Below are 22,390 nucleotides of genomic sequence, written 5' to 3' on the forward strand. Positions count from 1 at the left end.
CTGTTCCTTTATCTACTGTCGAGGCGCACATGACGCAACCGCTTGATATCCCAACGCTGCCCTTGCGTGGCCGCTGTTTGATCGAAGCCAGTGCCGGTACCGGCAAGACCTTCACTCTGGCGGCCCTTTACGTGCGGCTGGTGCTGGGACACGGTGGCGAGGCTGCCTTCGTCAAGCCGTTGATGCCGCCAGACATCTTGGTGGTGACCTTTACCGAAGCGGCGACGGATGAATTGAAAAACCGTATTCGCCAACGGCTGCGTGATGCACGCGATGCATTGCTGGGCCACAGTACGCCTGATCCTGTACTGAAGAAGATCCTTGATTCGCTGCCGGAAGGGCAGCAGGCCCGCAATGCGCTGCGGCTTGATCAGGCTATGCGCATGATGGACGACGCTTCCATCTTCACCATTCACGGCTTCTGCCAACGCATGCTGAAACGGCATGCGTTCGATAGCGGGACACCGTTTCAAGCGGAACTGCTGGCTGATCCTCAGGCACTGTTCGATCAGGAACTGGAAGACTACTGGCGGCGCGAGTTCTATCCGTTGCCGGCCGATGCGCAGGCGCTGGTGCAGCAGTGCTGGTCAGGACCACAGGCACTGGGCGATAGACTGCGGCCGCTGCTGGCCAGCGGGCGTCCTCAGCCGTTGATTTGGCAAGACCAGCCTATTGATGCACCCGCTTCGCTGCGTGAGGTGTTGCTGCCTGCGCTTCATGCACAGCAGCGGGCTGCCGAAGCGCTGGCTGCGGCACGGACTGCCTATCAGGACGATGTACTGGTACTGCTGCGCGAGGGGATAGAAAGCGGTCAGCTGAAAAAGAACCAGTTCAAGCTTGAGCAGCTGGAAAGCAAAGGGGAAGCGCTGGCGCAATGGGCCCAGAACGGTGGGGAATGGCCTGCTACGTTGCTGATGACCAGCGGTGAGGCGTGGTGCAGTGCAGCGCGACTCGCACAGGCGACCAAGAAGGGCGGCACGCCGCCACAGCATCCGTTCTTCGATGCGCTGGATGCGTGGAGCGATGCCCGTTGCCGCAGTGATGACTATCCGCTGGAAGCACTGATGCTGGCTCATGCCCGCGATGGACTAGCCGCGGCGCTGATGAGGCGCAAACAGGCCGATGGGGTCTGGGACTTCGACGATCTGCTGAATGCGCTGGACGACGCGCTGCAAGGACCGATGGGTGGACGACTGGCTAAGCGCATTCGCACCGAACTGCCCGTAGCGCTGATCGACGAATTCCAAGATACCGATGAGGTTCAGTACCGTATCTTCGATCGACTGTATCCCGCGCGTGAGCATTATCAGGACGCCGATGCCGAGTTCGCCGGTGCAACGGCGCTGCTGCTGATCGGTGACCCCAAGCAGGCGATCTATGCGTTCCGCAATGCGGACATCAACACCTATCTGCGCGCTCGTCGCGATATCACTACCCGCTACACGCTGGCGCGCAACTTCCGTTCGTCTCAGGTCATGGTTGATGCGGTTAATCGCCTGTTCTCGGCTGCCGATGAACCCTTCCGTCACCCCGACATTCCGTTTGTGTCAGTCGAGGCGCAAGGGCTAGACGAAGTGCTGGAACAGCAAGGTGAGCCTGCGCCCGCACTGGGTTGCTGGTTTCCTGACAGCGACGACTTTATGCGTAGCGGTGAATACAGCCGCACGATGAGTGATGCCGCGTGCCATGATATCTGGCAGCTTCTGCATGACAGTCAGCTTGGCAACGCGGGCTTTCGTCAGTCAGATGGCGCGTTGCGGCCCGTGCGGCCGGCTGATATTGCCGTGTTGGTGCGTACGGGTAGCGAAGCGCGTCGGGTGCAGGACGCGTTGCGCAAGGTTGGCATTCGCAGCGTCTACCTGAGCCTACAGCGTTCGGTCTTTCAGACCCGCGAAGCGTTCTGGCTATTACAGCTGTTGGAAGCGGTGGCTCACCCGCATGACGATGGCCGCATCCGTAGTGTTATGGGCACTCGCCTGATGAGCGATAGTCTGGATGAAGTGGCACACCTGATCGACGATGAACTGCGCTGGGAGCGATTGACCGAGCAGTTTGATACGTTCCACCGTGACTGGCAGCAGGTGGGGGTACTGGCGATGGTGCGGCGGATCATGCAGCACTTCGATATCAGTGCACGCTTGCTGCGGCGCAGCGATGGCGAACGCAGCCTGACCGATTTCATGCATCTGGTCGAGCTGACCCAGACCGCCAGCCAGCAGCTGGACGGTGAGCTGGCCGTGCTGCGCTGGTTGCATCGCGCGCTGGCGGCGCGTTTCGACAGCGATATGGACCCTGAGTCGCTGGTGCAGCGCCTTGAAAGCGACGATGCACTGGTCAAGGTCATCACCATCCACAAGTCAAAAGGGCTGGAATACCCCATTGTCTATCTGCCCTTCGTCTGCGATTACCGCCCTGAAGCGGGCAACAAGCATCAGGCGTGCACCGTGACCGGTGATGATGGGCGCAGAAGTGTGGCCTACGAGGCGACCAGTGCGCTATGGGAACGAGCGGATCGCGCGCGCCTTGATGAGAATATCCGTTTGCTGTACGTCGGACTCACCCGCGCGCGTCACGCCTGCCGTCTTGGCGTTGCACCGCTGTTCAAGGGGCGCAGTCGGCCGAGCAGCAATGAAACTACGCTGGCGCTGAGCGCGCTGGGCAACCTGCTGCTGCGCGGTGCTGAGCGTCAGGTGACGGGCAAGGACATGGAGCCGTTACTGGACGGTACCGTCGTGCGGGAGCGCTTGCAGGCGCTATGCGACACACCGACCTTTGTGATGTTGCCACTGCCAGCTCCCTTGCCTGCTAACGCACTGTTGCAGGAGGAGCCGCCTTCCACCGCGCTAGAAGCGCGCTCCTTCTCCGGTCAGATTGACCGCCGTTGGTGGATTGCATCGTATTCTGCGCTGGTGCGTGATCTGCACAGTGACGTGCCGCTCGACCCTGACGGTCAAGCCGGCATGGTGGATTCAGACCGCGAGGTGCTGAATGAAGAAACGCCGCGGCCTGCGCCGCCGCTAGGGCCGATCGTCAACTTCCCGCGGGGGCCGCAGGCGGGGACGTTCCTACATGGCATCCTACAGAACGTGCAGTTCGATCAGCTCGAAAGCGTGGAATACAGCTATACGCTGCGTGTTGATATCGGGCGCGCGCTGGCACGTTCGGGCTATGAAGAGGGCTGGGGCGATCCACTGTATGCATGGCTGATGACCCTGGTCGAGACGCCGCTGCACCCTCAGCTGTCTACGCTGACGCTGGCGGCTATCCGCCAGTGGCGTGCCGAGCTGGAGTTCTGGCTGCCCGTCACCGCAGAGGTGTCCATCGGCACTCTGGACAGGGTGCTGCGCAGTATGGAGCCGTGGACAGGGGCTGATTACCCTGAGCTGACGGCGGGCACACTGCGCGGGATGCTGCGCGGCTATATAGACATGGTGTTCGAGCACGAAGGGCGCTGGTACCTCATGGACTGGAAGTCCAACCATCTCGGCGATCAGGGCGAAGATTACCGTCATGACGGCATGAGCCGCGCCATGATCACTCATCGCTACGATCTTCAGTACGCGCTCTATACCCTTGCGCTGCATCGCCAGCTGTCGATCCGGCTACCTGACTATGACTACGACCGTGATATGGGTGGGGTGCTGTATCTGTTCATTCGCGGCATTGGTTCCCAGACGGCCAGCGATGGTCAGGGGGTGATCTACCGTCGTCCAGACCGTGCGCTGATTGAGCGTCTGGATGCCCTGTTGACTGGCGTTTCAGCGTCCCGAGAGGTGTCCCATGCCTGACCAGATGTCTCTGTTCGATCTGCCCACCGTTCCGGCCGCGCCATTACTGGGCAGCGATCCGCTGGAGGTGCTGACACAGCAGCTGGCCAACTGGGTCGAATTGGGCTGGCTGCGCACACTCGATCGCCATTTTGTGCATTTTTTGCGTGAACACGGTGAGCAGGATGTCGTGGCGTTGCTGTCGGCGGCTTGGGTTAGCCACCAGCTGGGAAGAGGACATATCTGCCTTGACCTGTCGCAGGCGCTGTCCGACCCCGACGCTGTGCTGTCGCTGCCGCCGCAGGATGGGCGGGCATTGCAGTACACGGACACCACAGTGATGCCTTCACGGTTACTGCCGTCGTTCGGCATAGCGTTGCTCGCGCAGTGGTTGGAAAGACTGCAGGCCTCGTTGATCGTGGCCGTTCCGGATGCCGATGCACCGGAGCGGTTGAGCGCTGCTGCACCGCTGGTGCTTGACGGCACGCGCCTGTACCTGCGGCGGATGTGGCAAGCCGAAGGCGGTGTCGCCCTTGATCTGGCTCAGCGCATGACACGGCACGATACGGCCATGCCTGACGCAGCGCAGGCACTGACCGTGCTGTTTGGCCCGCCACAGGACATCGGCATTGATGACCAGAGAGTCGCCTGCGCATTGGCTCTGCAACAGCGGCTGACTATCATCTCTGGCGGCCCCGGCACGGGCAAGACGACGACGGTGACGCGCCTGCTGGCGTTGTTACAGCAACAGGCGTTGGCTACCCAAGGACGTCCTCTGCATATCCGGCTGGTAGCACCGACGGGCAAGGCGGCCGCTCGACTATCCAGTTCGATTGCAGGCGCCGCGGCATCACTGGCATGCGATGCCGCTGTGATCGACAGTATTCCTTCCGAAGCGAGTACGCTGCATCGCCTGCTGGGCGCGCGTCCCGACACGCGCCATTTCCGTCACGACCGTGAGCATCCGCTGATGCTGGACGTGTTGGTGGTCGATGAGGCATCGATGGTCGATCTCGACCTGATGCATGCCCTGTTACAGGCATTGCCGGACGATGCGCGCCTCATTCTGATCGGCGACCGTGACCAGCTATCATCGGTTGAAGCAGGAGCTGTATTAGGTGAGCTGTGTGAACGCAGCGAAGGGTTCAGTGCAGACGTCGCCAGCCGGCTGGTGGCGTTGAGCGGCCAGCGCCAGCTGATGACGAAGGAAGTCGTCGGTGCCCCTGTGGACGATCCCTCGACATCGCCGCTGCGTGATCACGTTGTTACGCTACGTCACAGCTATCGCTTTAAAGCGGACAGCGGCATCAGCGCACTAGCGAAGGCCGTCAATGAAGGTAGCTACAAAGCACTGCGTGCCTGCTGGCAGGCTGGATACGACGATATCGAATTCCACGTGCTGAACGAGAAGCAGCCCTTGGCACTTATCAAGCGAGCGGCGCACGAGTACCGCGCTTATCTGGCGCTGGTGAGTAGCGGTGCATCGCCTTGGGATGTTTTGCAGGCATTCAATCGTTTTCAGGTGCTGTGCGCATTGCGTCGTGGCCCAACGGGCGTGGAGGGAATGAATGAGGCGATCACGCAACGGCTGACGAAAGACGGCCATATCGGCGGCCGCAAGCAATGGTACATCGGCCGCCCTGTGATGGTGACCCGCAATGACCCGCAGCTGGGGCTGTATAACGGTGACATTGGTATCGCACTACCCGACCCGCAGAGCGAAGGGCGGCTGCGCGTCTTCTTTCCAGCGGCCGAAGAGGGAACGGTGCGTGCCATCATGCCGGGCCGTCTCAATGATATCGAAACGGTCTTTGCGATGACGGTACACAAATCGCAAGGCTCTGAGTTCGATCGCGTACTGCTGGTGCTGCCCGGTCAGCCGAACCCGATTATGACCCGCGAGCTTCTGTATACCGGGATCACGCGCGCCAAGCGTTTCTGCTCGATCGCCACCACCCATCCGGTGGTACTGGAGCGTACCGCTCACCACCGCGTCCAGCGTGCCTCACATCTGCGTGCACGCTTAACGCGCTGTTACCGGATGCAAGCATCGTCATGAAACCGGCTGCTCGCATGCCTTAAACCGTCACTGGCATCGCGGTCAAGAATAAACCCACTTAAGTAAAGGTAATCAAGCCTACCAATAAGGATAAATTTCCCATTTGGTAGTACGTTAGCTAACACGTTGTAACAGTTTTGCTATGCTGAAGCGATGACGCTAAAGGTACGACGGTTATCTCGCGAGGGGAGGGTCTATATGAAACGTGCTGCGGTTATTGCCCAAATACTGCTGATCGCGGGTGGAATCAACTGGCTTCTGATTGGACTGATTCGCCTGAACCTGATCGACGCGTTGTTCGGGCCAGGAACGTTTGCCGCTCGCCTCATCTACGTCATGATCGGCCTGAGCGCCCTGTATGCCATTTCGTTCATCCCGCGGCTAAGCTGGCCATAGCCGTGCGGTCAGCATCCGGTTCATCAAGAGCACCTTCAGGGTGCTCCTTTTTTATGAGTATTCTTATACCGTTATCATATTGATTCTACGGCGGTTAATGTATGTCTGATGCCGACAACGGCACTTTTAGGCAAAACGCTCTGCGTTATTGAGAGGGGCCAGAGATGTCCGGTAGCATAGCGAATTATTCATCGTAAACGGCAGAAGAAGCTGCCCTGAGCGGTCAGGGTGGGGCGCCCCAACGAGGGGTGCCTTCTTTCATGTCAACGACCTCGTAACATGGAGATAAGGCATGAGCATGTTGATGGAAGGCTTCCTCGAATACTCGCGCTTGGCGATCGTGCTGTGTTGGTTGCCTGTTCTGCTGGTGGTACGTCAGGCGGCGTTGAAGACCGCCATCATGCGTACCATTCTGCTAGCGGCGCTGGCGCTGACACTGGTGGTCAGCATGGCCTGCCTGCGCCTGGTGCGTCCGGAGCACCTGCTGACTGCGGTTCTTGTCAGCCTACTGGGGATTCGTGTGTATCGTTGGGGGCGAACATGGCAGGCGCGAACGTTGCTGTTTGGCAAGCGGCTGGCTCTGTCGCCCACGCTCTATCCTCCTGCACCACAGCCGCGCGACGCGATCACGATCGCGGTCACCCTCGTTAATGCTTGGCTGGTGCTGGTTTGGAACCAACTGCTGGTGACCTACCCCTTGTCTACGCTGCTGCCGATTCAGGGACGTCTGTGGTATGGCGCGGGCGCACTGACCGCAACGCTGGCATGGTTTGCGCTCGGTAGCTGGGGAGCCAGCCAGCTGGGGCTGTATCTGGAAACGCGCCTGAAGTTTCCTAATGCTATCGTTGGCGGCCTACTGCGTGCACTGGCCGTCGCCTGTGGCCTCACTACGCTGTATCTAATCGTCAGAAATATCGCGGCGTACGTCTGAACGGCCGCTGTTGGGCATAGGTAAAAACCGCCGCACATTGCATTTACGAGGCTTGTTCTGCGGTGCGGTATTCAAGGTAGGGAAAAGAACATCTGGCGGTATGGCAGGGGGCAGGGGCAGAACATCATGGAGGTACGGGTACTGGCTTGCGTCAAGGATCGGCGGGGCATGCGGTTATTACTGGAGGCAGCATGTGGACGGCTTCACTGCCGTGCCGGTGGTGACACGGCTTTCACGGTCGGCGATGTGACCGATATCGAACTGGACATGACGCATATCTGTACGTGGGGCGTCGACGCCTTGCCTGCACGAACGGCTGATGATCGGTTCGACACCGCTCCTCAGTACAGCTGGCTGACCGGAACGCTGGAGCGCAATGGTAATGACCAGACGGTATACTGGCTTGAGCTGGGACAGTCACTGATGGCTGTCGAGATTGATGGGTTGCCTAACGCTGCCGAGCGCGTGACCCTCCGCTGTCCGCATGATGCTCTGTACGCGTTTGATACGCATTTATAAGGTGCCTGCTTGTCTACTGGTGGGAAGAGGTTATTTTAGGGGAACGGTATGGCGCTAGATCTGTATGTGTACATCGAGCACGCCGATGAACCGCTCTGGGTGCCTATCGACGACAGCTGGCACGACGCGATGTTTTCATCACTGACGCCAGCAGGCCAGTACCGCCAGCTGAGCCGATTGCATGATTACTATGCCGACTGTTGCTTCGATGCCCACGATGCCCGCCAACTGCTTGACGACATTATTGCCCTATGTGAACGCCATGCCATTTCATCGGCGGCACTGACTACCTTGACGCTGGCGCGACAGGGCGCGTCGATTCTGAGCATCCAGGCGCTGGGCGATTGAGCCCATACGTGCCGCCAAGGCATGGGACAGCGCGCTTAAGGCCGCATAAGCGCTGACAAGCAGGGCCCATGCCCTCGATTCATTTACGCTTACTGATGATGCCACGCCCGCGCAGTGATTGACGCTATGGGAGTGAATATCCACCGTTTTACACCTTCACACCTTCACACCTTCACACCTTCACACCTTCACACCTTCACACCTCCACACCTCCACACCTCCACACCTCCACACCTCCACACCTCCACACCTCCACACCTCCACACCTCCATTGCGCAGTGTCTGTCGGTCATACTGGCGGGTGACTCGGTTGGGAGCGCTAGCTAGGGCGGGCATTGCGTGGGCTTTGATTGTTTTTGCCCATTATCAAGCGCTGTTTGCAGATGGGATCTGTGCGTTGCTCATAGGGCATTTGGGTCAATATTTAAATAATATTAATAATGTAATTTCCATATATTGGAGGTCTTGGGATGGGCGCACCATACTTCTCCTGACGCGCGGGTCATGTGTTCAATGTGAACATGGCTGGCGCATGGGAATACGACGGTGAAGGTGGCGGGCTGTTACCGCATGGAGGCTTGTACCGCTTATGGACGTTGCGCTTTTCATCCCTTGTTTTATTGATGCCTGCTTCCCACAGGTCGGCGTGGCAACGCTGGAGTTGCTTGAGCGGCTGGGGTGCTCCGTGAGCTATCCCATGAAGCAGACTTGTTGTGGACAGCCGATGGCCAACAGTGGCTGCCATAAGGACGCCGAGGCCACGGAACGGTTGTTCGTGCGCAACTTCGCTGAATATGACGTGATCGTTGGGCCTTCTGCCAGCTGCGTTCATCATATTCGTCATCATCTGGACCACCTTGAGCAGACGGATGAGGTTCAGCATGTGCGCCAGAATACGTTTGAACTGGTGGAGTTTTTACATGATGTGCTGAAAGTGGAAGCGTTCCCATGGGCGTCGTTTCCGCACCGTATCGGGTTGCACAACAGCTGCAGTTCGCTGCGTGGTTTACGTGAGGCGTCGATGACCGAAATCGACGAGCCGTTCTTTTCTAAGCCCAAGGCGCTGTTGGAAAAGGTCGCGGGCATTGAGTTCGTTATGCCCCAGCGGCCCGATGAGTGCTGTGGGTTTGGGGGCACGTTCAGTGTTACAGAGGCTCCGGTTTCAGTAAAAATGGGGCAGGACAAAGTCACCGATCATCACACCGCTGGTGCGGAATACATCGTCTCGGCAGACATGTCCTGCTTAATGCATCAGCAAGGCTGTGCGAAACGGATGGGGCTGGATATCGGATTCCTGCATATCGCGCAGGTATTAAATGGCGTATCGGAACAGGAGCGGGCTCATGCACGCGGTTGATCACGTCGATAATGCACGCCGTTTTTTGGCGCTGACCGATAATCAAGCCTTTCTTGACCGCAATCTGTGGGGATTGCGTCAGAAACGCGATGCGCAGATGAAAGCGCATCCTGAATGGCAGGCGCTGCGAACGCTGGCGTCCGAGATCAAGGAGCATGCGCTGTCGCATCTTGATGACTATCTGGAAATGTTCGAGCGCAATGCGCTGGCGAATGGGGTACATGTGCACTGGGCGGAAGATGCCGAAGCGCACAATCGCATCGTGCATCAACTGCTGACGGCACACGGCGTCAAGACGCTGGTGAAGAGCAAGTCGATGTTGACGGAAGAGTGCGATATGCGTCCCTATCTGGCGGAGCGCGGTATCGAGGTGGTGGAGACCGATCTGGGCGAGCGCATTCAGCAGCTTGATAACGAGATGCCCAGTCACGTGGTGGTGCCGGCCGTGCACAAGCTGGCGCGTGATGTGTCGAAGGTGTTTGCGCGCACGCTGGGCACTGACCCCGATAACCATGATCCGCACTATCTGGCCGAAAGACAGCGCGAGGCAACCCGCCCACTGATGCTCGCCGCGCAGGCTGGGATGACCGGGTGCAACTTCGCCGTCGCCGAAACTGGTGCGGTGACGGTCTGCACCAACGAGGGCAACGCTGACCTGAGTGCCAATCTGCCACCGTTGCATCTTGTGTCGATTGGCATCGAAAAGATCATTCCTCGCCAGCAGGATCTGGGGGTTTTCATCCGACTACTGTCACGCAGTGCACTCGGCTCTCCGATCACGCAGTACACCTCGCACTTTCGTGCGCCACGGCGTGGCGGTGAAATGCACTTCATCTTGGTTGATAACGGGCGCAGTGCCCGATTAGCAATGGCGGATTTCTGGTATTCGCTCAAGTGCATACGCTGCAGCGCTTGCATGAATACTTGTCCGGTATACCGCCGCAGCGGCGGACTCAGCTATGGCGGGGTGTACTCTGGCCCGATCGGGGCGATTATCGACCCCACGATGGACTTCAAGCGCTACAGCACCTTGCCATTTGCATCGACCCTCAACGGCAGCTGCACCCATGTTTGTCCGGTGAAGATCAACATTCATGAACAGATCTATAAATGGCGCGAATTAGTTGCCGAACAGCACGACCTGCCATTTATTAAGCGCAGTGCCATGAAGACGGCTGGTATCATCCTGTCGCACCCATTGCTGTACCGCGGCATGGTTAAGGCCATGCATACCACCGTACCGTATCTGCCTTCTGCGCTGGTAAATTCTCCACTGAATGCTTGGTGTGAAGGACGCGAGCTGCCACCAATGCCTAAGCAGTCGTTTCGCCAATGGTACGTCGAACACCGTCAGCACAACGATCCACACGGGGTGCATACCTCATGAACAGTCTAGAGGAACTGGCCGCCGCCAGCGGTGAAAGCGGCACAGTAGCAACAACCGATGCACGTACCAGCATGCTGGCGGCTATCCGGCGCAACCGCCCAGAGGCACGTCCTTTGCCGGATATCCCAGCATTCGACCATCGTTCTCCGGCGACGCCTGCTGCCTTTGCAGAAGCGCTGGCGCTGATGGGCGGGCAGTGGGATAACACCTTTATCGATACCTGCCCCGATGCAGAAACGCTGGGGGCTCATGTGTGCCGGCTGTTTCCGCAGGCGCAGCGCTTCTGTAGCGCGGTCGAAGGCATTACGGGTGTCGAGGCGCTTGATCGTGATGCAGCCCCGTATGCACTGGATGATGTCGATGTGGCGATTGTGCGTGCCCGTTTCGGGATCGCAGAAACCGGATCGGTGTGGCTGAGTGAAGAGGAGTTAGGCACCAACACGCTGGGTTATCTTGCCCAGCACTTGGTGGTACTGCTTGATCCGCAGGCGATCGTCAGCGATCTGCATGCCGCCTATGCACGCGGCGATTTCAGTACCGTGCACTATGCGGTGCTGATGTCCGGACCCTCGGCTACTGCTGATATCGAAGGCATTTTGATACGCGGTGCACAGGGCGTGCGTAGCCTGCATGTGCTGGCGTGCCCGCTGGCCTAGTGGCGGGGTGGAATATAACCGTCTATCGCTAGCGAGCACGTAGCAACTGAAGTGCGGTCAGGAGGATGAGTGGGCGGCCGCGAGAAGGCGCGGCTAAATGTGACGAGCGTAACGTTGCGGATTCAAAAAGACCGGAGTCATAGCGGCTCAGGTCTTTTTTATGATCGAACAGCATCCCGCAGGCGTTCATTGCGGCGGGTTAGCGGACGAAGCGATGCCCATTGCGGTTGGCAAAGTGCCACACATGGCCATCGAGCGATACGCTCAGGGGCACATCGCGCACTACCTGCTGTGCCCACCAGTTGACATCGTTGGTGTCGACGGGAATTTGGTCGGTCACGATCTCAGGATTGTCACTGCTTTCGCCCTGCACCATGATCTGGCGACCGTTGACGGTAATGGGGTAGGGCGCATCACCACTATGGCCTTCAGGCAGATACAGAAAGATGAACGGATTGGCATTTTGGCAGCCTCGGCACGCGTAGCCACCGAGCAGTATCTCGGGATCTTCATCGGCCGAAATCCTCCCCTTGACCTGAACGCCCCCCTGAGCGGCATCAAACACGTCTTCGCTGATGTCCCAACTGGCAGCCTGCGACGTGGCCGTCAGCAGTAGCCCAATGCTCAGGCCAACGGCCTTCACCGCTAATGAGCGGATACGTGAAGAAAAAGGCCAGAAAGGTGCGACGCGATTCTGCATAGTGGTATTCCGTATAACAAAGAACGTTCGATAAGGGCTGAACGATAGGCTTACTCAGTGTCGACGCTGGGGCGAGGCATGGCGGCGGCCTGCATCATCTGCAGTGCTTCGTCGAACACCTCAATTCCTGCGCCTTTGACAGTGGTCCTTTCAGACAGTAAGCGGCGAAACGCGCGGCCGCTGCGTTGACCGTGGAACAGGCCCAGCATAGGTTTGCACAAGGTGTGCAGGCGCACGCCTTCGGCCAGACGCTGCTCGACATACGGGCGGTAGGCTTGCATGACGTCAATGCGTGACGGTACGGGAGCCGTTGCGCCGAAGATGAGCCGGTCAACGTCGGCCAGCAGATATGGGGAGTGATAGGCCTCACGACCGATCATCACGCTATCGACGTATTGAAGCTGCTGCTGACAGGCCTCCAGTGAGGTGATGCCCCCATTGATGCCAATGTGAAGGTTGGGACGAGCGGCCTTGAGGCGGTGCACGCGGTCGTAGTCGAGCGGTGGAATATCACGGTTTTCTTTCGGCGACAGCCCTTGCAGCCACGCTTTGCGGGCATGAACGATGAAGGTTCGGCAGCCTGCACCCGCCACGGTGTCGATGAACTGGGTCAGGTGGGCTTCACTGTCCTGATCGTCGATCCCGATCCGGCACTTCACCGTCACCGGTACATCAACGGCACGCTGCATGGCCTCTACGGCACGTGCGACCTTGTCGGGGTGCGCCATCAGGCAGGCACCGATCATGTTGTTCTGCACGCGATCACTGGGACAACCCACATTCAGGTTGATCTCGTCGTAGCCCCATTGCTGGCCGATTGCGGCACACTCGGCCAGTTCGACGGGGTCACTTCCCCCGAGCTGCAGCGCAATGGGGTGCTCTACGTCGCTATAGTCGAGGAAACGACCGCGCGGCGTGCCGTGCAAAATGGCTCCCGTCGTGACCATCTCTGAATAGAGCAGCGCATGGCGTGTCAGACAGCGAGCGAAAGCGCGGTAGTCACGTGTTGTCCAGTCCAGCATCGGCGCAACGGAAAAGCGTCGAGCGGTATCGGCAGCAGGTGCCGCAGCGCCTGAAAGCGCGTCGTATCGAGTATCAGTGGCCATAAAGTGGTATATCAGTAAAGGTCAGAGGCGGGATTGTCGCATATCTCGTATGCTAAGGCATAGGCTGCTATTTATTGATATGGGTAAATAGCGCTGTACTAAACGAGTGAAAAGCGCTTCATAAGAAGTCCATTACATGCGCCTTTTTATAGACCACGCTTTTTATCACGACAAAATGCCTATATTGGTCAACGAAACATACACGGTGCGGTATGCGACGGTGCCACTTCGTTCTTAATAAACGATTAATAGTAGGGGCACGAACCTGAGCAATAAAGGTTCGCTGGTCGGCTTACTGTGAGCGTTGCGGCATCCGACTACGAAGTGCGGGTCTCAGAGCGTTCAAGTGATGCGAGCATCACGAACCCAGGGCGGATCATAACCGCATTGCTAGTTCGTGGGAGGTTTGGCTTCAGAGCCATCACCCGCATCGAAAAGGCAGTTTACACGTTGTCTGGCATAGCGCTCTATTTATGGGGGTTCATAAAAGGTGAAGTATCAGAGTGGACCGCTGGACAATGGAAACAATAGTGAGCGAGCGTATTAATCGTTTAGTGGCCCTATATTGTCGGTACGTCCTCTTTTTATTAGAAAATCCCTATTAGAAAATCCCGTTTCGTAAAGAAAGTCACTGTTGTGCATATTCGCAGTAGCACGCGCTTACGGAGGCTTGGGTGTATTGACGACTTGTTATTACTGGTTGAGTGTATCGCAGTGAGGCTTTGGTTCTTTCTGCCTTGCAACAGCGACAAGGGTGAGGTGGTGCGTAAAAGCGCGCATTGATATCGGAGGGCATGAATGCTGCTGCACCAGACCCACATGCTCTAATTGCCCTGCCATGCTCGGCATGGTGAGTCGCATCCGAGCGGGTGGTAATCGCAGGCCCATGACGGTGAATCAAAAACGCCATGTGCATGCAGGCAGCAGCAATCGCTCTTTAGAGCGTGCTTCATAACCTCAATACCATGCCATTGAAGAGGCTTTAAACCACAAAAATTGCGGTAAAAGGCATCTATTTTAGAAAGGATGAAAGCAATCACTTAGGTTATGAAACAGCCTTTTAATAAGAAGCAAAACGGCCTGCAATAACGCAGGCCGTTGATATCAACGTAACTGAGAGTCCTTGCTGCCACGACGGTTGTAGCTGTCGTGAAAGCGCTTGTCGTGACTGGCCTGGCACTCGATGCAGTATTGGCAGCCGGGAGATGCTTTTCGGCGCGCTTCCGGGATAGGCTCACCGCACTCCAGACAGTGGGTGCGGCTGGGACGTGACTGTGAGCGTTCCAGCTGTGATCGAGCGTGATCGACCGCATTATCAAGCGTTGCAGCAATCGTATCCTGAACGCCATCTGCTGGACCAAAACCTGATGCCATAGATGTGCCTCCTGATAGATAAATCACTGTTGCTGTCTATCTATATAGGGGCATTAATGGCGATTTTCAAGTTGGATGTCAGCATGATCGCGTCAAATAATGCTATCGCAGTGATAGATGGTCTATATGTTGTGCCAACTCACTGATGGCTCAGTGGCTATAGCCTTCACAATAAAAGAGTGCGTTTTCATCACCCCATGAAGCGGGTCAAAGGCATGACCATAAGGGAGGCGTATCGCGCTACAAGGCTTAGGTTCTGTACGAAAACGTTTTTTGGTACGCTTGATCGCACACATTAACCGGGGTTGTTTCATGGCAGGGCGTTACGAGCTTCCTGAAGGTACATGGCCCCTGATTGCTTATCTTTTTGAGCGTAAAAAACAACGTTGTGACCGACTCCACTGATCGCTGTAGTTCTGCTCGCATGGCGTGCGTTGTCGTGGCGCGTTTGTGAAAAATCTGAGCCATGGATCACCTCCTGAAAGAGGTGTATACCAACTTCCCAGGACCAAATACCTAGGAGAGAGTTAATGGAGAAGGTTTAAGTAGATTGCTTTGACGACAGCTGAGGTTTTATTGGAAGCATTGAGTTTGTACATTGCTTTTCGAAGATGAAAATTAATAGTGCTGTTACTTAAGATTAATATTTGTGCTATTTCATCAGCAGTTTTACCATCACCTGTCCATTTTAAAACTTCTTTTTCGCGCTCTGAAAGTTGTACAACAGGCCTCAATTTAATTTGGTTCATTCTAGCTAGCACTGCTGTTGCAACCCATTGTAGCTTAAAATCTACATACTCAAAATGTTTCTTAGTTAATATAAAAGGGCTGTCAACCAAAAACATGCTATACATATTTTCAGCTTCTATTATAGACTGCGCCCAACCACCTAGATGACCAGAACCATGATATTCTTCCCACATTTCAGGTGCTTGTTGAAATAGTGGTTCATCTGATGTGCCTCCCCAAAATATTGGTTCTATTGATTGTGAACAGTGCTTTCGAAGTGGTGAGTTATCATATTCTCCATTTTCTGCTTTTTTGCTAATCTTATCTTCATTTGAACTTAATGCAGAAAATCTGTGTTTAGCTAAAGGCATAGGTAGTTTCGAACGAAAGCCACAATAATCAAACCCCCAATTCTTTACTATTTTGAGCGTTGTGTCTAAAACATCTTGCATATCTGTTGCATTATTCAATCTATTGTATAAATCTATCTGCCAGTGACTGTTCATTTTGTCGCACCCTACATTTACCATTATTTATCTCATTACTGTAAAGAAATCTACGTGTGAAACCACTGCGCGAAAGAACAGCTACAAAAAAATAGACCCACTTTTTGAGTGGGCCTATTGGGAAGAGGTTACTTAAGTGCTATAATATATCGTTATAAACATGGAGAAAAGATTAATTTATTAATAGAAAAAGTGAAAGAAACTAGATAAGTGCAAGGAAAATACGTTAGTAATACTCTCTATAAAAACGTTTTAATAATGACTGGCAGATATATTGACATGGGCATTAATGCTATCTGCTATCTGCTATCTGCTATCTGCTATCTGCTATCTGCTATCTGCTATCTGCTATCTGCTATATAGATAGTATTTTGGAGGAGAAAGAGGTATGTTTAAATACAGTGGATGAGATTATAGAAGTTCATGAATTCGTATTTAATTATTATTTTAATAAAGATTATCAAAATAGCATGATAATAAAATAGCACTCATAAATAATTTTGATTGGAATAAGAAGCCCGCACATGCGGGCTTCTTATTCTTTACACTGACTTCAAGATTACGAAGCATACGTTTTATTAGCTACGCGATCCCAGCCACCGCTGATGTTACCCCCAGCCTGGCCTGTTGCACGGCTCTGCTGGATGTATGTGAACGAGATACGGCCGTAGTTAAAACTCACATGTTCAAGAGGTAAGTCATCATGAGTGCTCCCAAACGCCGAAACGTTTGTAATAATGACTTCTTCGAGTTTTATCTGAAGGTACTTTTCTTGTTTACCGCCTGCACGATTCACATGAACAATAATGTTTTTTAAATGCTTTCCTGACGCACATAATTCAAACAATTTAGGAGATGCTTTATCAATATGCTTGCTAATACTAAAATCTGGGAAGTTTGATTTTCCGGCAGTAGCACCGCCCGCACTTGATGCTGTGGTTGAAATAATTTGCTCTACTGTGTAGCGAAAGTCTGTGATTTCGATCCAATCTTTATGATTGCTGTCGAGTGCTTCGCCAACAATTCCATCAATTTTTAAATAAGCATCAAAAGCCATTTTAACAACCTTAATATTTAGTTTGTAATAAAGAAGTTTTTATAAGACTTAGTTCGTTCAACATATCTATCGTAAGTACATGCTAAGTAGGCAGTACCATAAGCCTCGCCATCCTCTTCTCCGGCAGACATGGCTCTCATCTTACAATCTTCTTCTATCAACTTTAACCACTTAGTATTCACCATTTTTTCTTTCTTGACAAATATTTTGTAGTCATCTGTCATTTTTGAAACTTCGGTTATATACTTGCTTCTTATTTTACCATATTCCTCTTTCTGACTTTCTATTTTTTCATTAAAGCATTCCGTTACTTTGTATGCGTATGGTTCGTCATAGCAAGAATTGATTTCTTTGGCATGACAAATACTTAAAGGAATAAAACTTAGTAGAAAAAGTATTTTAGAAGTCCGAAGGGCCACTGAAGGTTCCTCGCAAATAAGGTATTCTTTTTCGGTTTCCGTCATAAGAAACTAAATCGGGAAATTTTTCAATACAGTCAGCTAAATACAAGGGGTCATTTTTGGATATAGCATATTGTAAGGAGCTATTTTTAGCAAGAGCACCTTGATAATGCAAGTCTACAGCTATATCTAAAATTTTATCATTTAAATCATCCCAGTTTGTTTTATTCAAAAATAATTTTGAATCTGTTTTATTTAATATCTTGGTATCTTTTTCAAAAACTTTCTTAGGCACTCTAGCCTTGTATACACTCTTCGCACCAGTATAGTACGTTGAGTTCCATATGATTTTAAAAAGCATTATTTTTTGAGCTTTTGTTAGTTTTTTTATTTTATTTTTATTTTCATTAACAAAGCGTTGAGCTTCTTCGTGCATTTTTCCAATGCCTTCTTTTATTATATTTGCATCCTCTTTGCTGACTCCAATAGCGATCATGTCTCTATAAACATCATCTTTTGTTCTGGTTTTTAGATCGTATCCTGGACCAATTGTTACTCCTGATTTTCCCTTTGGAAAATGTAATGAGTTCGTTGCAGGGTTTGTACTTGCTCCTTCGGCATGAAACGTAAAATACCCAGATGGATAGTACCCATTCGCCATTTCTTTTCCCCTTCAATTCACTCAAATTGTGTGCAAACCAGCTCCCACAATTTTGCAACACCACAGTGCTGCTGTCACCAGATAAAGAGCTGTACCAAAAGGCAGTAAGGGGGGTGGAATAGGGATAAAAACTGTATGGAAGATGGAAGGTACAAAATAAATTTGGATAAATTATCTATATTGTTTTTTTTGTTGAATTATTTTGTTTTTACTGCTGGACCAAAACCCGATGCCATAGGTGTGCCTCTTGATAGATAAATCACTGTTGCTGTCTATCTATATAGGGGTATTAATGGCGATTTTTAATTTGAATGCCGGCATGATCGCGTCAAATAATGCCATTGCAGTGATGGTCTATATGTTGTGCCAACTCACTGATGGCTCAGTGGCTATAGCCTTCACAATAAAAGAGTGCGTTTTCATCACCCCATGAAGCGGGTCAAAGGCGTGGCAATAAGGGGGCGTATCGCGCTACAAGGCTTTAGCGCAACAAGCCTTGTTCTGAATGGCACCTCATTGGGCAGATGGCATCGGGAGTATGGTTCGCTTTTTGCTGCTGGCTAGCGGTCGGCATGTAGGGTACTGACGGTCTGGCAGGCTAGTTTTATAAAACCCGCGCTGACATAACCAACGATCACACAAGCCACGGCCAGTTCGATGTTGGCTGCCACGCCGATATGGCGTGAGAGGGCCGGAAACAGTTGGCTCAGCGCAGGCAGCTGCGCCAGTTTTTGAAGCGCGATCGCGCTGATAACGGTTGGAAAAGTAAATGCGGCAAAAGCGGGGATGAATGGCCGCCTAAGCAGTGCGAACAGCAGCAGATAGACCAGCACGGTCATCAATACCGCGATACTGCCCAGCAGACCACACAGCCATAATGACGGGGCAGCGACACCGGTGAGATAGCCTGCAAGTGCCAAGCTAACCGGTGCGGCGAGAATGGCAAGCGTGGGTTGAGCGGCCATATCCAGCGGTGGATGCATTAATAAGCGGTACAGCATCAACGGCATCAGGATGGTCAGATTGACCATGCCCAGCCCCAGCAGCCACAGACAGAGCGTGTGGTATGAAGCTGATGGGCAGCTCAGCGCCGCTACGATAATACCGACAGGGGGAATGAACCAGCTGGGGGCTATATGTTGCCAGCAGCGTGCCTGCCAGCGGCAGTAGGCGAAGCGTATCAAGGCGCAGAGGTGAAGAACGACGGCCATGCTCCAGAGCAGGCCCATCAGGGCGGGCGCCGCATCGTGCAGAGCGCGGGTGACCACCATCCAGCCCATGCAGAATGTCGGTACAATGCCGCCCGCTACGGGATGCATCAGTACCTGATGGATGCGACGGGGGGCTAGTAGGGCGCTGGCCGTCAGTAGTAGCAGGCAGCATAACGCTATGCTGCCCAACAGCGCGCGGGCGTATCCGTGCAGCGGTAAGGCGCTGTCGAGCGCATTGCCTAGGCTTGCAATAGCGAGCGCCAGCCCGGCTAGGGGCACTGGGCAGTGGCTCAGGGCGTTGAGCCACGGTGAAACGGGCCGTAGGCGTGCAGTGGTCATGTGCTGTTCCCAACGAAGATTCATCAGAGAAGGCCCAGTATACGTAGGCTTATTCACTCTGGATATTTGCTTATATCGAAGGTGGTGTTCAGCTGTTCTTAACGCTTGTGGTCGATAGGTTTAGCAGTATGCTGTAGAAAATCTGCAATGGAGGAAGCCGATGCGCCTATCGCTGCGTCAGCTGGACGTCTTTTTGGCCATTGCTCAGGCGTCGTCGCTGACGCAGGCGGCCGAGCATCTGTGTATGACCAAGAGCGCGGTGTCGCAGACGCTGTCAGAGCTGGAGCGCCAACTCGGGTGTGCGTTGTTCGATCGCCACCATGGTCGGCTGTCTATCAATGCGCAAGGGCAACGGTTGGTACCGCTGGCCGACGAGATTCATGCCCGCGTTGATGATATTGGGGCCACACTGGTCGGTGACAGCGAGCAGCCTTCGCTGGTACTGGGTGCAAGCCGCACGATAGCGGGTTATCTGTTGCCGCCCTTGCTGGCTCGCTTTCAGGCCCGGTACGGTTGGATGCCACGCGTCGTGGTCGACAATACGCAGACGCTGCAGGAGCGGCTGCTGCGGTTCGAATGCGATCTTGCGATGGTGGAAGGTACGATCACCCACTCTGATTTGATGATGAAGCCGTGGCAGCGTGATACGTTGGCAGTACTGTGTGCTGCCAACCACGAGGTGCTGAGCGTGTGCGATGCTGAAGGCGGCGTGCCGTGGCGGGCGCTTGAGCACCAACCGTGGGTGCTGCGCGAGCCGGGATCGGGCACCCGCGATCAGTATGAAAGGCACATCAGGCCACACCTTGATGACGCTCCGCAGATCGTGCTGGAAATGGCGTCATTCGATGCCATCATGGCCAGCGTGGCGGAAGGGCTGGGGCTGACGTTCGGTTCGACGCTGCTGATACAGCGCAGTGGTTTTCGTGAAGCCATCCGCGCCGTACCGCTGCCTGATACCATGTCGCGCCAGCTGTCGCTCTGCCATCATCGCAATAAATACCTGTCAGCAGCGGCCCGTCAGTGGATGGCCTTCGCCACGGCTGTTGCCGACGCTTGATTACGCTCACCGTGCTGGCCTAATTGCCATGCCCATGAATGAAAGAGGAAAGGCCGATGAACGTTGCCGTTGTGACGACCCTTGCCGTGTTACAGGGGCAGGACGCTGGCGGGCGCAAGGAAAACCAGCGCCTCAAGGACGCGCTTGAGCGGCAGGGGGCCACGGTGCGCTGTATCGCTTGGGATGGCCCCGAGCAGGAATGGCGCGGTATCGACGCACTGGTAGTGCGCACAACGTGGAACTATCACCTGCACGTCAATGCGTTCCGCGCGTTTATCGAACGCCGTGTGTCGCAGGGTTGCCAGTGCTTCAACGCCGCAGCGCTGCTGACATGGAACCTAGACAAGCGCTACCTGAACGACCTTGATGCGGCGGGCATTCCCGTCGTGCCAACGCGCTATCTGCTGCATACCGATACCCTCGCTGAACTGGTGCTCCCTGATGAATGGCTGTCACAGCCGGTGGTCGTCAAGCCCACCGTATCGGCCAGTGCGCACGACACGCTGCGCTTCGATACGGGACGCCAGCTACTGGACAGTGCTGAGCTGGTCAGGCTGCATCGCCAGCATGACGTGATGATTCAGCCGTTCCAGCGCCATATTGCTGACGGTGAAGTGTCACTTGTCGCCATTGGTGGTGAGCTGCAACATGCGGTGCGCAAGGTGCCTGCCGAAGGCGATTTCCGTGTGCAGGGGGCTTATGGTGGTCGTGTGGTCGAGTACTTGCCGGATGAAGAAGACCACGCGCTGGTTAAAGCAGTGATGGCGGCACTGCCTGAAACGCCTGCTTATGCACGCGTAGACATCGTTGATGATAACGAAGGGCACCGGGCACTGATGGAGCTCGAACTGATTGAACCGCAGTTGTTCCTCGACAGGTTCCCGGATAGCGCTGAGGCACTGGCACGCTATGTTGTGAACGCATGAACGTCCGCGCTGCCATGAACACATCGTTTTTTACATGCGGAGGCTCAGTAGGGTGAACCGCAGACCCTGCGGTAGTTGCGCACGGCACATATGGTGGCGAATGGATGCAGGGAAATGTAAAAAGGCGGCCCACTGTTGGGCCGCCTTTTTCGTGTCGGGCGAAATGACATCGGGGATTCAAGGATTCAAGAAAGGCGTTAGATCGCTACGATCCGGGTGTGTCCTGCTCTGAGACAGGGCGGACCACACGGCAGGGATTCCCGAACGCCACCATGCCAGCAGGAATGTCGTGAGTGACCACGCTGCCGCTGCCGATCACGCTGCCTTCTCCAATGGTAATGCCTGGCAGGATGGTGGTGCTGGCACCGATCCAGACATTGTCACCAATCGTGATCGGGCTGGCATGCTTCATGCCCTGATTGCGGCGCTCGGCATCCATCGGATGATCGGAAGCATACAGGCCAACATTGGGAGCGATGAACACGTTGTTGCCGATATCGATCCTTGCCCCATCGAAGACGGTCAGGTTGGTGTCGATATGCACGTTGTCACCAAGATGTAGGTTGAAACCGTATTCGCAATGGAACGGCGTGGTGATCGTAACCTCATCGCCCAAACTACCCAGCAGAGCGGCCAGCAGTGTCTGGCGCCGAATCCGATCCGTCTGGCGGCTGTGGTTGTAGTCGTACAGCTGATCCGCGGCCTGATCGCGCAATGCACGCAGTTCAGGATCGTGAAGTGCATCGTACAGCAGGCCCGCACTGGCCTTTTCCAACTCACGCATGATTCCGTCCTCCGGTGTCCGTTAAAAGACGCCTCGTCTCCCTATGAGCCTTAAAGGCCGCAGAGGTTCCCTTACAACGCTGTCCTATAGCGCAGGTCTTATGGGCGCAGGCATGCTGC

The 22,390-nt window shown here is 54.6% G+C and carries 20 protein-coding genes; 11 read left to right on the plus strand and 9 right to left on the minus strand.

Going from position 1 to position 22,390, the window contains the following annotated elements:
- Positions 1 to 29: 29 nt before the first annotated feature.
- The 9 genes from recB (at position 30) to ZBT109_RS04835 (ending at position 11,420) form a co-directional block, all read left to right on the plus strand.
- Complete coding sequence (gene recB, locus ZBT109_RS04795; RefSeq protein ID WP_027706100.1) at positions 30 to 3,788, plus strand: exodeoxyribonuclease V subunit beta; 3,759 nt, start codon at positions 30 to 32, stop codon at positions 3,786 to 3,788.
- Positions 3,781 to 5,826 carry an exodeoxyribonuclease V subunit alpha gene (gene recD, locus ZBT109_RS04800; protein WP_051524188.1) on the plus strand — a complete coding sequence of 682 codons (2,046 nt, stop codon included), beginning with the start codon at positions 3,781 to 3,783 and terminating at the stop codon, positions 5,824 to 5,826. The genes recB and recD overlap by 8 nt, the downstream gene beginning before the upstream one ends.
- 198 nt (positions 5,827 to 6,024) lie before the next feature.
- Complete coding sequence (locus tag ZBT109_RS04805; RefSeq protein WP_027706101.1) at positions 6,025 to 6,222, plus strand: DUF378 domain-containing protein; 198 nt, start codon at positions 6,025 to 6,027, stop codon at positions 6,220 to 6,222.
- 292 nt (positions 6,223 to 6,514) lie between these two features.
- On the plus strand, positions 6,515 to 7,153 hold the full coding sequence (locus ZBT109_RS04810) for a hypothetical protein (protein ID WP_027706102.1): 639 nt from the start codon (positions 6,515 to 6,517) through the stop codon (positions 7,151 to 7,153).
- A 168-nt stretch (positions 7,154 to 7,321) separates the two neighbouring features.
- Positions 7,322 to 7,672: a hypothetical protein gene (locus ZBT109_RS04815; RefSeq protein WP_027706103.1), complete on the plus strand. Its 351-nt coding sequence runs from the start codon at positions 7,322 to 7,324 to the stop codon at positions 7,670 to 7,672.
- Positions 7,673 to 7,720: 48 nt separating this feature from the next.
- Entirely contained in the window at positions 7,721 to 8,020 is a 300-nt protein-coding gene (locus ZBT109_RS04820; RefSeq protein ID WP_027706104.1) for a hypothetical protein, read from the plus strand.
- Between the two features lie 589 nt (positions 8,021 to 8,609).
- Positions 8,610 to 9,377 carry a (Fe-S)-binding protein gene (locus ZBT109_RS04825; RefSeq protein ID WP_038279444.1) on the plus strand — a complete coding sequence of 256 codons (768 nt, stop codon included), beginning with the start codon at positions 8,610 to 8,612 and terminating at the stop codon, positions 9,375 to 9,377.
- Entirely contained in the window at positions 9,364 to 10,764 is a 1,401-nt protein-coding gene (locus ZBT109_RS04830; protein WP_027706105.1) for a lactate utilization protein B, read from the plus strand. The genes ZBT109_RS04825 and ZBT109_RS04830 overlap by 14 nt, the downstream gene beginning before the upstream one ends.
- The gene (locus tag ZBT109_RS04835) at positions 10,761 to 11,420 is read left to right on the plus strand and encodes a LutC/YkgG family protein (protein ID WP_084261921.1); all 660 of its coding nucleotides are present in this window, start codon (positions 10,761 to 10,763) and stop codon (positions 11,418 to 11,420) included. Before ZBT109_RS04830 ends, ZBT109_RS04835 begins: the two co-directional genes overlap by 4 nt.
- Positions 11,421 to 11,619: 199 nt before the next feature.
- Here the strand turns inward: ZBT109_RS04835 and ZBT109_RS04840 are convergent, their stop codons facing one another.
- From ZBT109_RS04840 to ZBT109_RS04880, 8 genes are all read right to left on the minus strand, one after another.
- Positions 11,620 to 12,120, minus strand: a complete 501-nt coding sequence (locus ZBT109_RS04840) for a hypothetical protein (RefSeq protein WP_027706107.1) — start codon at positions 12,118 to 12,120, stop codon at positions 11,620 to 11,622.
- Positions 12,121 to 12,170: 50 nt separating this feature from the next.
- Entirely contained in the window at positions 12,171 to 13,226 is a 1,056-nt protein-coding gene (dusA, locus tag ZBT109_RS04845; RefSeq protein WP_027706108.1) for a tRNA dihydrouridine(20/20a) synthase DusA, read from the minus strand.
- A gap of 1,104 nt (positions 13,227 to 14,330) precedes the next feature.
- The gene (locus ZBT109_RS04850) at positions 14,331 to 14,600 is read right to left on the minus strand and encodes a DksA/TraR family C4-type zinc finger protein (protein WP_027706109.1); all 270 of its coding nucleotides are present in this window, start codon (positions 14,598 to 14,600) and stop codon (positions 14,331 to 14,333) included.
- A 527-nt stretch (positions 14,601 to 15,127) separates the two neighbouring features.
- Positions 15,128 to 15,835, minus strand: coding sequence for a helix-turn-helix transcriptional regulator (locus tag ZBT109_RS04860; protein WP_169734025.1), 708 nt, complete (start codon positions 15,833 to 15,835; stop codon positions 15,128 to 15,130).
- A 559-nt stretch (positions 15,836 to 16,394) separates the two neighbouring features.
- Positions 16,395 to 16,892 (minus strand): Hcp family type VI secretion system effector, encoded by a 498-nt coding sequence (locus tag ZBT109_RS04865; protein ID WP_027706111.1) that lies wholly within the window; start codon positions 16,890 to 16,892, stop codon positions 16,395 to 16,397.
- Between the two features lie 17 nt (positions 16,893 to 16,909).
- On the minus strand, positions 16,910 to 17,311 hold the full coding sequence (locus ZBT109_RS04870) for a DUF1311 domain-containing protein (protein ID WP_027706112.1): 402 nt from the start codon (positions 17,309 to 17,311) through the stop codon (positions 16,910 to 16,912).
- Positions 17,292 to 17,954, minus strand: coding sequence for a lysozyme family protein (locus tag ZBT109_RS04875; protein WP_145984481.1), 663 nt, complete (start codon positions 17,952 to 17,954; stop codon positions 17,292 to 17,294). Before ZBT109_RS04875 ends, ZBT109_RS04870 begins: the two co-directional genes overlap by 20 nt.
- A 560-nt stretch (positions 17,955 to 18,514) precedes the next feature.
- Positions 18,515 to 19,504 (minus strand): TDT family transporter, encoded by a 990-nt coding sequence (locus ZBT109_RS04880; protein ID WP_051524190.1) that lies wholly within the window; start codon positions 19,502 to 19,504, stop codon positions 18,515 to 18,517.
- A gap of 160 nt (positions 19,505 to 19,664) precedes the next feature.
- Here ZBT109_RS04880 and ZBT109_RS04885 point away from each other — a divergent pair, with 160 nt between their 5' ends.
- Both ZBT109_RS04885 and ZBT109_RS04890 read left to right on the plus strand, forming a co-directional pair.
- Positions 19,665 to 20,561 carry a LysR family transcriptional regulator gene (locus ZBT109_RS04885; RefSeq protein ID WP_027706114.1) on the plus strand — a complete coding sequence of 299 codons (897 nt, stop codon included), beginning with the start codon at positions 19,665 to 19,667 and terminating at the stop codon, positions 20,559 to 20,561.
- Between the two features lie 56 nt (positions 20,562 to 20,617).
- Positions 20,618 to 21,487 carry an ATP-grasp domain-containing protein gene (locus ZBT109_RS04890; protein ID WP_051524191.1) on the plus strand — a complete coding sequence of 290 codons (870 nt, stop codon included), beginning with the start codon at positions 20,618 to 20,620 and terminating at the stop codon, positions 21,485 to 21,487.
- Between the two features lie 205 nt (positions 21,488 to 21,692).
- Here ZBT109_RS04890 and ZBT109_RS04895 read toward each other — a convergent pair whose 3' ends face one another.
- Complete coding sequence (locus ZBT109_RS04895) at positions 21,693 to 22,271, minus strand: sugar O-acetyltransferase (protein WP_027706115.1); 579 nt, start codon at positions 22,269 to 22,271, stop codon at positions 21,693 to 21,695.
- Positions 22,272 to 22,390: the final 119 nt, after the last annotated feature.

The sequence above is a fragment of the Zymobacter palmae genome (genome assembly GCF_003610015.1).
In the GTDB taxonomy this organism is placed as follows: Bacteria; Pseudomonadota; Gammaproteobacteria; order Pseudomonadales; family Halomonadaceae; genus Zymobacter; species Zymobacter palmae.